The sequence below is a fragment of the Amycolatopsis tucumanensis genome (assembly GCF_021654135.1).
Taxonomy (GTDB): Bacteria; Actinomycetota; Actinomycetes; order Mycobacteriales; family Pseudonocardiaceae; genus Amycolatopsis_E; species Amycolatopsis_E tucumanensis.
The window spans coordinates 52,130-65,377 of the sequence record NZ_JAKGSD010000024.1 but is presented as its reverse complement, the minus strand read 5'-3'; the positions used below and the strand labels follow the sequence as shown (position 1 = coordinate 65,377).

10 protein-coding genes are annotated in these 13,248 nt (G+C 72.5%); 6 read left to right on the top strand and 4 right to left on the bottom strand.

Annotated features, from left to right (window positions below):
• The first annotated feature begins 1 nt into the window (after position 1).
• Both L2C96_RS23280 and L2C96_RS23275 read left to right on the top strand, forming a co-directional pair.
• Entirely contained in the window at positions 2-4,519 is a 4,518-nt protein-coding gene (locus L2C96_RS23280) for a HAMP domain-containing protein (protein ID WP_237337741.1), read from the top strand.
• 64 nt (positions 4,520-4,583) lie between these two features.
• Positions 4,584-4,967 (top strand): STAS domain-containing protein, encoded by a 384-nt coding sequence (locus tag L2C96_RS23275; protein ID WP_020417672.1) that lies wholly within the window; start codon positions 4,584-4,586, stop codon positions 4,965-4,967.
• On the opposite strand, the gene L2C96_RS23270 is transcribed toward L2C96_RS23275, so the two are convergent.
• A complete protein-coding gene (locus tag L2C96_RS23270; RefSeq protein WP_237337740.1) occupies positions 4,934-5,731 on the bottom strand; it encodes an inositol monophosphatase family protein in 798 nt (265 codons plus the stop codon). The genes L2C96_RS23275 and L2C96_RS23270 overlap by 34 nt on opposite strands.
• Positions 5,732-5,810: 79 nt before the next feature.
• On the opposite strand from L2C96_RS23270, the gene L2C96_RS23265 reads away from it, so the two are divergent.
• The gene (locus tag L2C96_RS23265) at positions 5,811-6,761 is read left to right on the top strand and encodes an Lrp/AsnC family transcriptional regulator (RefSeq protein WP_237337739.1); all 951 of its coding nucleotides are present in this window, start codon (positions 5,811-5,813) and stop codon (positions 6,759-6,761) included.
• Here L2C96_RS23265 and L2C96_RS23260 read toward each other — a convergent pair.
• A complete protein-coding gene (locus L2C96_RS23260) occupies positions 6,753-7,673 on the bottom strand; it encodes a LysR family transcriptional regulator (protein ID WP_237337738.1) in 921 nt (306 codons plus the stop codon). The genes L2C96_RS23265 and L2C96_RS23260 overlap by 9 nt on opposite strands.
• 223 nt (positions 7,674-7,896) lie before the next feature.
• On the opposite strand from L2C96_RS23260, the gene L2C96_RS23255 reads away from it, so the two are divergent.
• Both L2C96_RS23255 and L2C96_RS23250 read left to right on the top strand, forming a co-directional pair.
• On the top strand, positions 7,897-9,114 hold the full coding sequence (locus L2C96_RS23255) for a Glu/Leu/Phe/Val family dehydrogenase (RefSeq protein WP_237337737.1): 1,218 nt from the start codon (positions 7,897-7,899) through the stop codon (positions 9,112-9,114).
• Between the two features lie 533 nt (positions 9,115-9,647).
• Entirely contained in the window at positions 9,648-10,151 is a 504-nt protein-coding gene (locus L2C96_RS23250; RefSeq protein WP_237337736.1) for a nitroreductase family protein, read from the top strand.
• A gap of 4 nt (positions 10,152-10,155) precedes the next feature.
• Here L2C96_RS23250 and L2C96_RS23245 read toward each other — a convergent pair whose 3' ends face one another.
• Positions 10,156-10,944: an ABC transporter ATP-binding protein gene (locus L2C96_RS23245; RefSeq protein ID WP_020417678.1), complete on the bottom strand. Its 789-nt coding sequence runs from the start codon at positions 10,942-10,944 to the stop codon at positions 10,156-10,158.
• 61 nt (positions 10,945-11,005) lie between these two features.
• Between L2C96_RS23245 and L2C96_RS23240 the strand changes: the two genes are divergently transcribed.
• Positions 11,006-11,911 (top strand): LysR family transcriptional regulator, encoded by a 906-nt coding sequence (locus L2C96_RS23240; RefSeq protein ID WP_237337735.1) that lies wholly within the window; start codon positions 11,006-11,008, stop codon positions 11,909-11,911.
• Between the two features lie 510 nt (positions 11,912-12,421).
• On the opposite strand, the gene L2C96_RS23235 is transcribed toward L2C96_RS23240, so the two are convergent.
• Positions 12,422-13,216: an SAM-dependent methyltransferase gene (locus L2C96_RS23235; protein ID WP_237337734.1), complete on the bottom strand. Its 795-nt coding sequence runs from the start codon at positions 13,214-13,216 to the stop codon at positions 12,422-12,424.
• Positions 13,217-13,248: the final 32 nt, after the last annotated feature.

Sequence of the window (13,248 nt, the reverse complement as noted above, 5' to 3'; positions counted from 1 at the left end):
GATGGCTGAGAGCCGGACCGCCCAGGCCAAGCGGGACCCGGGCCGGGGCGGTGAACGGGAGCTGGCCGATCCCCGGTTGCAGCAGTTGCTGGCCGGGCTGACCGCGGTGCGCGACGGCGATTTCGGAACCCGGCTGCCGCAGGTCGGCGACGAGCTGCTGGACGAGATCGCGGCGGTCTTCAACGGCATGGTCGACCAGCTGTCGGTGTTCACGTCCGAGGTGACGCGGGTGGCGACCGAGGTGGGCACCGAGGGCAAGCTCGGGGGCCAGGCGCGGGTGCCCGGGGTGTCCGGGACCTGGGCGGACCTCACCGATTCGGTGAACGCGATGGCCGGGAACCTGACGGCTCAGATGCGCGACATCGCGCAGGTCGCGACCGCGGTGGCGAAGGGCGACCTGTCGCAGAAGATCACGGTGGACGTCCAGGGCGAGATCCGGGAGCTGAAGGAAACCATCAACACGATGGTGGACCAGTTGTCCTCGTTCGCCGACGAGGTCACGAGAGTGGCCCGTGAAGTCGGCACCGAAGGAATTCTCGGCGGTCAGGCGGAAGTCCCCGGCGTTTCCGGAACCTGGAAGAACCTCACCACTTCGGTGAATTTCATGGCCGGGAATCTCACCGATCAGGTGCGCAACATCGCTCAGGTGACCACCGCCGTGGCGCGCGGCGATCTGTCGCAGAAGATCATGGTCGACGCGCGCGGGGAAATCCTGGAACTGAAGAACACCATCAACACGATGGTGGACCAGCTCTCGTCGTTCGCCGACGAGGTGACGAGAGTGGCGCGCGAGGTCGGCACGGACGGCAGGCTGGGCGGGCAGGCGCAGGTGCCCGGTGTCGGCGGAACGTGGCGGGCGCTCACCGATTCGGTGAACTTCATGGCGGGCAACCTCACCGATCAGGTGCGCTCGATCGCCTCGGTGGCCACCGCGGTCGCCGACGGTGACCTCTCCCAGAAGATCACCGTCGACGCGCGCGGCGAGATCCTGGAACTGAAGAACACCATCAACACGATGGTCGACCAGCTGTCGGCGTTCGCCGACGAGGTCACGCGCGTGGCCCGCGAGGTGGGCACCGAGGGCCGCCTCGGCGGTCAGGCCGACGTCAAGGGTGTGTCGGGCACCTGGAAGGCGCTCACCGAATCGGTGAACGTCATGGCCGCCAACCTGACCGACCAGGTGCGGTCGATCGCCGACGTGACCACCTCCGTCGCCAAGGGCGACCTGACGCAGAAGATCCGCGTCGACGCGCGCGGCGAGATCCTGGAGCTCAAGGAAACCATCAACACGATGGTCGACCAGCTGTCGGCGTTCGCGGACGAGGTCACCCGCGTGGCCCGCGAGGTGGGCACGCACGGCAACCTGGGCGGCCAGGCCAACGTCCGCGGGGTGTCCGGCACCTGGAAGGACCTGACCGACAACGTCAACGTGATGGCGTCCAACCTGACCAGCCAGGTGCGCTCGATCGCGCAGGTGGCCAGCTCGGTGGCGCAGGGCGACCTGTCGAAGAAGATCACCGTCGAGGCCAAGGGCGAGGTCGCCGCGCTGGCCGACACGATCAACACGATGGTCGACACGCTCGGCGCCTTCGCCGACGAGGTGACCAGAGTGGCCCGCGAGGTCGGCACCGAAGGGATCCTCGGCGGCCAGGCCCGCGTGCCCAACGTCGCGGGCACCTGGAAGGACCTCACCGACAACGTCAACTCGATGGCGAACAACCTGACCAACCAGGTGCGCAACATCGCCCAGGTGACGACCGCCGTCGCGGACGGCGACCTGACCAAGAAGATCGACGTCGACGCGCGCGGCGAGATCCTCGAACTGAAGACGACGATCAACACCATGGTCGACACGCTGGGCTCGTTCGCCGCCGAGGTGACCCGCGTGGCGCGCGAGGTGGGCAGCGAGGGACGGCTGGGCGGCCAGGCCGAGGTCGAGGGCGTGTCCGGCACCTGGAAGCGGCTCACCGAGAACGTCAACGAGCTGGCGGGCAACCTGACCCGCCAGGTGCGCGCGATCGCCGAGGTGGCCAGCGCCGTGGCCACCGGCGACCTGACCCGCTCGATCTCGGTCGAGGCGCAGGGCGAGGTCGCCGAGCTCAAGGACAACATCAACTCGATGGTGCGGTCGCTGCGCGAGACCACGCACGCCAACCAGGAACAGGACTGGCTCAAGACCAACCTGGCGCGCATCGCCGGGTTGATGCAGGGGCACCGGGACCTGGCCACCGTCGCCGAGCTGGTGCTGGACGAGCTGGTGCCGCTGGTGAACGCGCAGCAGGGCACGTTCTTCCTGAGCAGCGGGCAGAACGGCAGCGGGCGGCTGCGGCTGATCGCCACCTACGGTGCGCACTCCACCGAGGAGCTGGTTCGGGAGGTCGAGGTCGGTCAGACGCTCATCGGGCAGGCGGCCCGCACCCGGCGGCCGATCATCGTCGACAAGACCCCGCCCGGGTACGTGCGGATCTCCTCCAGCCTCGGCGAGGCGCCGCCGGTGAACCTCGTCGTGCTGCCGGTGACCTTCGAGGACCGCACGCTCGGCGTGATCGAGCTGGCCTCGTTCGAGCGGTTCACCCAGGCGCAGCGCGACCTGCTGGACCAGCTGGGCGAGACGATCGGCGTCAACGTCAACACGATCGTGGCGAGTTCGCGCACGGACTCGCTGCTGGAGGAGTCGCAGCGGCTCGCCGCCGAACTGCGGGTCCAGCAGGAGGAACTGCAGCGCTCGAACGCCGAGCTGGCCGAGAAGGCGACGCTGCTGGCCCGCCAGAACCGCGACATCGAGGTCAAGAACACCGAGATCGAGCAGGCCAGGCGGGAGATCGAGGAGCGCGCCGAGCAGCTCGCGCTGGCCTCGAAGTACAAGTCCGAGTTCCTCGCGAACATGTCGCACGAGCTGCGCACGCCGCTCAACAGCCTGTTGATCCTGGCGAAGCTGCTCGCGCAGAACCCCAGCCGCAACCTCACCGCCAAGCAGGTGGAGTACGCCGAGGTGATCCACTCGGCCGGTTCGGACCTGCTGCAGATGATCAACGACATCCTCGACCTGTCCAAGGTGGAGGCCGGGCGGATGGACATCCACCCGGAGCCGTTCGCGCTGAACCAGCTGCTGGACTACGTCGAGGCCACGTTCCAGCCGCTGACCGCCGAGAAGGGGCTGACCTTCGCGGTCACCGCCGACCAGGACGTGCCGCGCGAGCTGGTGACCGACCAGCAGCGGTTGCGGCAGGTGCTGCGCAACCTGCTGTCCAACGCGGTCAAGTTCACCGACCACGGCCGGGTAGAGCTGCACGTGCGGATGGCCCGCGAGGAGGAGCTGCCGGCGGGCACCAGCGGCCCGGTGGTGGCGTTCGCGGTCACCGACACCGGCATCGGCATCGCGAAGGAGAACCTGAGCGCCATCTTCGCCGCGTTCCAGCAGGCCGACGGCACCACCAGCCGCCGCTACGGCGGCACCGGGCTGGGGTTGTCCATCAGCAACGAGGTGGTCTACCGGCTTGGCGGCGAGATCCGCGCGGAGAGCGAGCTCGGCGAGGGCAGCACGTTCACGTTGTTCCTGCCGCTGGGCAAGTCCCCGGACGGCCTGCCCGCGCCCGCGGCCGCCGAGGTCGAGGTGCCCGAGCCGGCGTCGGAGGCCGCGCGTGAGACGCACGGCAAGCGGCAGGTGCTCGTCGTCGAGTCGGCGGGCACCGGGCTGCTGTCGCTGCTGGCGAGCAGCGCGGCCGCCGACCTCGCCGACACCCACGGCACGGTCACGGTCGCCACGGTGAGCACGGCGGAGCAGGCGACGAACGTCCTGCTCAGCCGCCCGCACCACTGCGTCGTGCTGGACGTGAGCCTGCCCGAGGGCGGCGCGTTCGCCGTGCTGGACGCGCTGGCCGACCACCCGGACCTGTGTTCGGTCCCGGTGCTCGCGCACCCGTCCCGCAAGCTGACCCCGGACCAGGAGAGCCTGGTGCAGACCCGCGCGGCGATGCAGCCGCTGGAGCTGCTGCCCTCGCTCGACGAGCTGCGCGAGCGGATCGCGCTGCACCTGTCCGCCGACCAGCCGGACGACGTCATCCCGCTGACCCAGCCGCGCACGCCGCTGCCGTCGCTGACCCGGCCGGTCGACGACCGTCCGGTGGACGAGCCGTTGCGCGGGCACAAGGTGCTGATCGTGGAGGACGACCCGCGCAACGTGTTCGCGCTGCGTGGCGCGCTGGAGAGCTACGGGCTGGAGGTGCGGCACGCGGTGAACGGGCGCAAGGGCATCGACGTGCTGCTCGCCGAGGACGGCATCGAGCTGGTGCTGATGGACGTGATGATGCCGGAGATGGACGGCTACGCGGCCACGGCGGCGATCCGGGACATCCCGCGGTTCGCCGACATGCCGATCATCGCCGTCACCGCGAAGGCCATGCAGGGCGACCGGGAGAAGGCGCTCGCGTCCGGGGCCAGCGACTACCTGACGAAACCGGTCGACGCGGAGGAGCTGCTCCAGTGCCTGCGGCGGTGGCTGCCGGAGGTGCGAGCCTGACCCGGGCGGCGGATCCGGTGAAGGAGGTGTTCCGCCAGGGCGCGCGGAAGTGGAGGATGGGTGCGTGCAGGCACCCGATCCACTGAACCCGCGCGATCCGGCCGTCGACCCCGTCGACGGTGTCGCGGTCGCCGTCGAACGCCGCGGCAAGGCCGTGGTGGTCCAGGTCAGCGGCGAACTCGACCTCCTGACGACGCCGCGGCTGGACGACGCGGCGAGCCGGGCGCTGCGCGAGCAGCCGTCGCTGCTGGTGCTCGACCTGACGGGGGTCACGTTCCTGGGTTCGGCCGGCATGGCCTCGCTGGTCGCCGTGCGGCAGGCCGCGGGGGACGACCTGCCGATCCGCCTCGCCGCCGCGGACCCGGTCGTGGTGCGCGCGATGGAGGTCGTCGGCCTCGACGAGGAGTTCCCCCTCTACCCGACGTGCGAGGACGCGCTGGCCGGCTGACCGGCGAGCAGCCTGCGCAGCCCGGCGTGCAGGGCCGGGGCGGCGGCCAGGAACGAGGGCGCGCCCGGCCGCCACCCTGCGCCGCCGGTGTCGGTGACGGTGGCACCCGCTTCGCTCGCGACGAGCGCGGCTCCGGCCAGGTTCGCGTCGTCGTGGCCGAACTCCCAGAACGCGTCGATCCGGCCGGAGGCGACCTCTGCCACCTGCCACGAGGTGGGGCCGAGGTTGCGCACCGCGCCGACGGCGGGCAGGACGTCGCCCAGTGAACGGCCGGCCAGCGCCGCCGCTTCGGCTCCCGGGAACGGCGGCTGGGACGTGGTGACCAGGGCGGCGGCCAGGTCGGTCTGCGCGGACGGGGTGACGGGTCTGCCGTCGAGAGTGGCGCCGCGGCCCCGCTCGGCGCGGTAGGTCTCGCCGCGGACGGGGTGGTGCAGCACGGTGGCGACCGGTTCGCGGTGGCGCACGAGCGTGATGCTGACGCACCAGTACGGCAGCCCGCGCAGGTACTGCACGGCGCCGTCGGCGATGTCGACCACCCACGAGGTCGTCCCGGCGGACAGGCCGGTGCCGAACTCGTCGGCCCACGGGATGCCGGGCATAAGGGTGCCGAGCCGTTGCCGGAGAAGGGGTTCGGCGGCGCGTTCGACCTCGGCGAAGGTGGTGCGGAACTCGTCGAGCGTGCGGGCCGGGGGCGGGGTGGGCAGGCCGCGGAGGATCTCGCCGGTTTCTTCGGCGGCGGCGGTGATGCCATCGAGGAGGTTCACGGGTCCGAGTGTCGGAGCTCGCGGCGGATCGGTGGGCTCGTCAGCCGGTTTCCGAGCGAGATCGTGCGAAACTCGGCTCGTGGTGGCTGATCCGGCTCTCGACGGGGATGATCTGCGGCTGATCGAGGCGCTGCAGTGCGACGGCCGGGTGACGGTCGAGCAGACGGCGCGGGTGCTGGGGTTGCCGGTGCGGGCGGTGCAGCGGCGGATGCGCGTGCTGCTCGGCGACGGTGTGGTGCGCGTGGTCGCGGTGCCGCCGGGCGCGCTGGCGCGGGGCGTGGTGGTGCTGCGGATCCGGGTGTTGCGCGGGAAACTCGACCCGATCACGGCGGCCCTGGCGGCCAGGGAGGACATCCCGCTGGTGGACGTGTCGGCCGCCGGGGACGAGATCCTGGCGCTGTTGCTGGCTGGCCCGGATCCACGTCACCGTCTGGTGTTCCGCCAGCTCCCCGCGACCAGCGCCGTGACCTCCGTCGAAGCGCAGACGGTGATGCACGTGTTCAGCGACGCGACCGACTGGCGTCTCGGCGTGCTGTCGGACGCCGAGCGAGCCGCGCTGGGTTGCGGTGGGCAGGCGGCGGAGCGCCCCCTGGACGACCTCGACCGGGCCGTGCTGCGCCTGCTCGGGGAAGATCTGCGGCTGCCTGCCGCCACGATCGCCGCCCGGCTGGGGCACCCGGAGTCCACCGTGCGGCGCCGCCTGAGCGCCCTGCGCGCCGACGGCCGGTTCGTGACGCAGGCGTTCGTCGACCCCACGCGGCTCGGGCTGACCATCGACGCGAACCTGCTCATGCGGGTGCCCCCGGACCTCCTCGACCGGGCGGGCCGCGCGCTGGCCCGCCACCCGGCCGTCCACGGCGCGATGGCGACGACGGGCGCGTCGAACCTCCACGCCGCCGTGTGGTTGCGAGACCTGGAGCACCTGTACGCGTTCATCACGCAGGACCTGGCCGCGCTGGGCGTCACCGAGGTGGAGACGGTGCTGATCGGCGCTTCGGTCAAGCGGCCCGGGAAAGCCCTTTCACGGTAGTGGCGCCGCCGCGCCCAGGCCCCGCTCCGCGGCCGCCGCGCGGACCGCGTCGATGACCAGCTGCAGCGAAGGCCGCGCCGAGACCGTGCGATGCGCGATCGACACCGTTCGCATCGGCGGTTCCGTCAGGGCCACAATGTCCACCCCGGGCGGCCGCAGCGACAGGCCCAGGTCCGACACCAGCGTGACCCCGAGCCCGGCGGCGACCATCGCCAGTGCGGTCGCCTGCTCGCCGACCTCGTGGTTGATCTTCGGCTCGAACCCGTGCCGCTGGCACGCCAGCCGCACCGCCCGGCCGAAGTGCGAGCGCGGCCCGGCGAGGATCCACGGGTGCTCGGCCAGCTCGGTCAGGCTCACCGTGGTGGCGGGCACCGCGCCGCGCGGGACCGCCGCGTGCAGCCGTTCGACCGCGATCACCACCCGGGTCAGCGCCGGGTCCCACGGCATCGGGTAGTCGGAGTAGTCGATGACGAACGAGAAGTCGAGCGCGCCGTCCCGCACCGCGCCCGCGGTTTCCTCCGGCGCCAGCTCCTTCGTGCGCACCTCGATCCCCGGGTGTTCCCGCGCCAGCGCGGACAACGCGAACGGCAGCAACCCGGACGCCACCGACGCCCACACCCCCGCGGTCAGCCGCGCGGTGACGCCTTCCTGCGCCTCCTCCAGCGCCATGGTCGCCCGTTCGACGGACTTGAGGATCTCCTCGGCGTGCTCGGTCAGCACCACGCCCAGCTCGGTCAGCTGGACCCGCCTGCCGAGCCGCTCGAACAGCTTGGCCCCGACGTCCCGTTCCAGCTGCGCGAGCTGCTGCGACACGGCCGATGCGGTGTAGTGCAGGGCGGCCGCGGCCGCGGTGACGGTGCCGCGGCGGTGCAGCTCCCGAAGCATCCGCAACCGGTGCAGCGAAAGCTCCATGCCGCCCAGGGTAGGTAAGGATCACCTGCTGTGCAGGGAACGTGAACGGAACCGTGCATGATCCCTAACTGGACGTCTCCGCCGACCCTGCCGCACCCTGGTGTCAGCGGGAATGGATCTCCCGATTCCACCCAGACCGGCGACCGAAGCCACCGCGCGTGGCGGAGGCGGGCTGTGCTGCGCCCGGAATCGGCGACAGGCTTGGAGGGGACAGTTGACCACGATGCAGGATCCGCGGGGGCTCGCCGGCGAGCGGACCAGCCCGCGCACCCAAGAGCCGATGCTGCGGCTGACCTGGACCGACCCGGTCACCGGCACCCACGGCTACCTCGTGGTGCACACGCTGGTTTCCGGCCTGGCGACCGGCGGCACCCGGATGCGCGCCGGCTGCACGCTGTCCGAGGTCGAGGACCTGGCGCGCGGCATGGCGGCCAAGACCGCGACGTTCGACCTGCCGGTGGGCGGGGCGAAGGGCGGGATCGACTTCGACCCGAGGGACCCGGGGGCCGTCGGGGTGCTGGAGCGGTTCTGCCAGGCGATGCGCCCGTGGCTGGACGCGCACTGGGTGACCGCCGAGGACCTCGGGGTGCCGCAGCACCTCATCGACGACGTCTTCGAGCGGCTCGGGCTGGAGCAGTCGTACCACGCCGCCATCCGCCGTTCGCCCGATCCGGCGCGAACCCTGCGGCGCGTGCACGCCGGGCTGAACGCGCCGGTGCCGGGCGGGCTGCTGCTCGGTGACGTGGTCGGTGGTTACGGCGTCGCGCAGGCGTGTCTGGGCGCGGCGAGCGCGTGGGGCTGGGAGCCGGCCGCCACGACCGTGGCGATCCAGGGCATCGGCACGATGGGCGGCGGCGCGGCCTGGTACCTGCACGAGGCGGGCATGCGGGTCGTCGCGGTCGCCGATGCCGCCGGGACGCTGTACGACCCGGCGGGGCTGGACGTGCCCGCGCTGCTGGAGCTGCGGGACGCCTACGGCGAGGTGGACCGCTCGCGGCTGCCCGGCTCGGTCCGGCAGCTGCCGCGCGACGCGGTGGTCGGGGTGTCGGCCGACATCCTGGTGCCGGCGGCGATTTCCTACGCGCTGACGCCGGACAACGTCCCGGATGTGTCGGCGAAGGTCGTGGTGGAAGCGGCCAACGCGGCGACCACGCCCGAGGCCGAGGCGATGCTCGCCGCGCGGGGGATCCCGGTGGTCCCGGACTTCGTGGCGAACGCGGGCGCCGCGGCGTGGGCGTGGTGGCTGCTGCTGGGGCAGGTGGGCGCCGACCCGGTCGACTCGTTCCACCGGCTGCAGAGCGAAATGCGGTCGAAGGTGGCGCTGCTGCTGGCCGCCTGGTTCGCCGACGGAGTCCCGCCGCGCACGACGGCGGAGGAACTGGCGGCGGCGAACCGCGCGGCGCGCCTGGCTGCGGGCGATGCCGGGGTCACGATCCCCTGAACGCGCTGAAGGGGGTTCGCCGCGCACGACGGCGCAGGAATCGGCCGCGGCGAACCTCGCGGCGTGCCCGGCCGGAGGGGACCTTGGGGTCACGATCCCTTCGCCGCGCCCACGGCGTTCGGCCGCGTACGACGGCGGAGGAACCGGCCGCGGCGAACCTCGCCGCGTTCGCCGCTTGGGGTCATGCCCCCTGAACACGCTGAAGGGCCCTTCGCGATGGTGCGGAGGGCCTTTCACGGCTGGTGACGCCCGGGTCACGCCCCTGAACGCGCTGAAGGGCCCTTCGCGACGGTGCGAAGGGCCCTTCACTGCGTGTCGACACGTTAGTTCCGGCCTGGTTCGCCGACGGGGAGGTGAACCAGGTCCGGTATCCAATCGGCGTAGCGGCCTTCGGAGCCGCCGTCGGGCGGGACCGTAGGGCCTCGACCTCGTAGTGCCCGGGCACCTCGGGGTCTGCCACATACAGTGCCCGATCGCCAGGGGCCGATCCAGGGCCGAAGGTCCCTTTTCACTCGTCCGGCATGCTCTGGGCCATGGACCACCCGCTGCGCGCCATCCGCGCCACCCGAGTGTTCGCCGACCGGACGGTGCCAAGGGACCTCGTCGTGGACCTGGTCGAGACGGCGCGCTGGACCGGTTCCGCGCGCAACCGCCAGCCGTGGCGGCTCGTCTCGGTGACCGACCCCGCGGTGCGCCACGCGCTGGCCCGCCTCGGGCAGTACGCGCTGCCACTGGCGGCGGCCCCGGTCGCGCTCGTGCTGCTGTCCGACTCGGAAGCCGGTGCGGACACCGAGTTCGACCTCGGGCGGCTGTGTCAGACCGTCGTCGTCGCGGCGCACCTCGCCGGCCTCGGCAGCTGCCCGGTCTCGTTGTACCCCAACGCCAACGCGGTGGAAGCCGCCGCGCTCACCGGCCACGGGCACCCGTGGCGCGCGCACCACGCGCTCGCGCTCGGCTGGCCGGGGGAGCGTCTGCGTGGCCGGTCCGCCGTGCCGGTCGGGCGCAAGGCCTTGGCGGACGTGTTCGTCGAGCTGTAACCCGTCAGACGAGCGGCTCGGCGCGGGCGGTCCAGCGGCCCTCGGTGCGGGTGATGCGCACCGGGTGGTCGAAGCACTTGCTGATGTGGTCCGTGGTCACCACGTCGTCCGCCGTCCCGGACGCCAGGCACTGGCCCTCGCGCAGCAGGAGCGCGTGCGTCGTGCTCGCCGGCAGCTCCTCCAGGTGGTGGGTGACCAGCACGGTCGCCAGCTCCGGGTGGTCGCGCCGCAGAACGTCCACACTGGACAGCAGCTGCTCGCGGGCCGCGACGTCCAGGCCGGTCGCCGGTTCGTCGAGCAGCAGCAGGCGCGGCGACGGCATCAGGGCGCGGGCGATCAGCGCCCGGCCGCGTTCGCCCTGGGACAGGGTCGGCCAGCGGGCGTCGCGTTGCCCGGCGAGGCCCAGCATCCGGATCAGGCGCTCGGCGCGTTCCCGCTCTGCGGCGGTCGGCTGCCAGCGCGGCACCAGTTCGGTCGTGTTCGTCAGCCCGGTCAGCACCACCTCGAACACCGACAGCGGCGAGGTCAGCGGGTGCCGCGGGTTGATGTGCCCGAGGAACGACCGCAGCTTGCGCATGTCGACGCGGCCCAGCCGGTGCCCGAGCACGTCGACCGTCCCGCGCGTCGGGTGGGTGAGCGCCCCCAGCAGGCCGAGCAGCGTGCTCTTGCCCGCGCCGTTCGCGCCGAGCAGCGCCCAGTGCTCGCCCTCGTGCACCGTCAGCGAGATCGACCGGAGCAGGTACCGGCCGTCGCGGACGAGATCGACATCGCTCACCTGCAGCACGGGCGTCATGCCCGCACCGTATCAAGTCCTCAGACGTCTGATGAAAACGGACATCCGATAACCTCCCGGAATGGATCGGGTGGAGACGCGAGAACTCGCCTACTTCGTCGCCGTGGCGGAGACCCTGCACTTCGGTCGCGCCGCGGAAGGGCTGGGACTGGCCCAGCCGGCGCTGTCGAAGGCCGTGCGGTCGCTGGAACGGCGGCTGGAGGTCACCTTGTTCGACCGCACGAGCAGGCGGGTCGAACTCACCCCGGCCGGCGAGGTCCTGCTCGACGAGGCGCGGAAGGCGCTGGCGGCCGTCGCCGCCGCGGCCCGGCGCACGCAGCGGGCCGGGCGCGGCGTGCCCTACCTCGCCCTGGCCGCCAAACCCGGCGGCGACGCGGGGCTGCTGCCGCCGATCCTGCGCAGGTACGAGAGCGACCCCGCCGCGGTGCCGGTCGAACTCGTCACCGCGCACGAGGACAGGGTGTCCCTGCTGCGCGACGGGCGTGCCGACGTCGCCCTGCTGCACACCCCCTTCGACGACGCGGGTGGCCTGGAGACGGAGGAGCTGCGCGCCGAGCCGAGGTCGGCGCTGCTGCCGCCGGAACACCGCCTGGCGCGGCGGTCGATCCTGCAGCTGAGCGACCTGCGCGGCGAGCCGGTCGGGCGGTGGGCCGGCTACCCGGACGACGGCGGCGTCGAGGTGACGGACCTGGCGAAGCTGCTGCGGGTGACCTCGCGCGGGCGGGCCGTCGCGCTGCTGCCGCAGTCGGTGCTGGACGCGCTGGACCACAACCTGGTGACGGTGCCGGTGGTGGACGCCGCTCCGGCACGACTGCTGCTGGCCTGGCCGCAGGGCACACGCTCACCCGCGATCTCGGCACTGGCCAGGGCGGCGCGCGAGGTGGCGGCGGAACACCGGACGGCGGCCAGGCCGGGCCCGGTGCGGGCTTCGCGCCCGAGGATGGCTGAGCGGGCGAGCGGACGCTGATCCGGCTCGTCGCACATGCCCTCCCGTGCGTGAGCGGCGGCGGCACGCGCCTGGGCGGGCGCTGTGTCTTGGCCAGGGCTATGTGCGGCTGAGCACCCGTCCGACGGCGCCGAGCAGGACGGCGCTCGCCTGGTCGTCCGGGTTCGGGAGGTAGCACCGGGGCCGGGCCGGTGCCGGCTTCGCGCTCGAGGATGGCTGAGCGGACGCTGATCCGGCTCGTCGCGCAGGGCCTACGTGCACCCGCTCGCGCGTGATCGGTGGCCGTACGCGCCGGGCGGGAGCTGCGTCGTGGCCAGGGCTATGTGCGGCTGGGCACCCGTCCGACGGCGCCCAGCAGGACGGCGCTCGCCTGGTCGTCCGGGTCCGGGAGGTAGCACCGGGGCCAGGTCCGGTGCGAGCTTCGCGCCCGAGGATAGCTCTGCGGACGCTGATCCGGCTCGTCGCACATGCCCTGCCGTGCGTGAGCGGCGGCGGCACGCGCCCGGGCGGGAGCTGCCTCACTGCCCGGGCCTACGTCCCGCTGGGCACCCGTCCGACGGCGCCGAGCAGCACGGCGCTCGCCTGGTCGTCCGGGTCCGGGAGGTAGCCCCGCGGCGGGTTCCAGTGCGTGGCGAGCACCAGGCCCGGCGCTACGAGCTCCGTGCCCTCGAACAGCGCCGCCACCTCGGCCCGCCCGCGCACCTGCGCGGACTGTCGCACCTTGGCGTTGTAGGTGTCGCGCACGTCCTCCTGCTTGCGCTGCTGGCGTTCGTCCTCCGGGGTCGTGATGTGCGTGAGCGCCAGGTAGCTGCCGGGCGCGAGCCGGTCGACATAACGACGCACCAGGGGGCGCACGTCGCCCGGCACGAAGGGCAGCACGGACACCATCAGCAGCCCCACGGGCTCGCCGAAGTCCAGCAGCCCGGCCCGCTCGAAGATGTCCTCCGGCTCCCGCGCGTCGGCCAGCAGGCAGGTCGCGTCCGGCTCCCCGGCGAGCAGGTCGTTGCTCACCTCGACCGTGCGCGGGTCCAGGTCGACGTAGACCACGCGCGAACCCGGCGCGTACCGCTGGGCGATCTCGTGCACGTTGCCCGCCACCGGGTAGCCGGAGCCGATGTCGAGGAACTGCCGGATCCCGTGCCCGGTCATCCAGCGGACCACCCGCTGCAGGAAGTCCCGGTTGTAGCGCGCGACCTGTCCGGCGAGCGGGAAGACCTTCTGTGCCGCGATCGCCACCTCCGCGTCGCACGGCAGGTGGTGGTGCCCGTTCAGGTACCAGTCGTACACGCCCGCGGCCGTCGCTGTGGTGCGTTCCTGCTCGGTCATCGGCGATCACCACCAGTCCGGCTGCTGCGAAC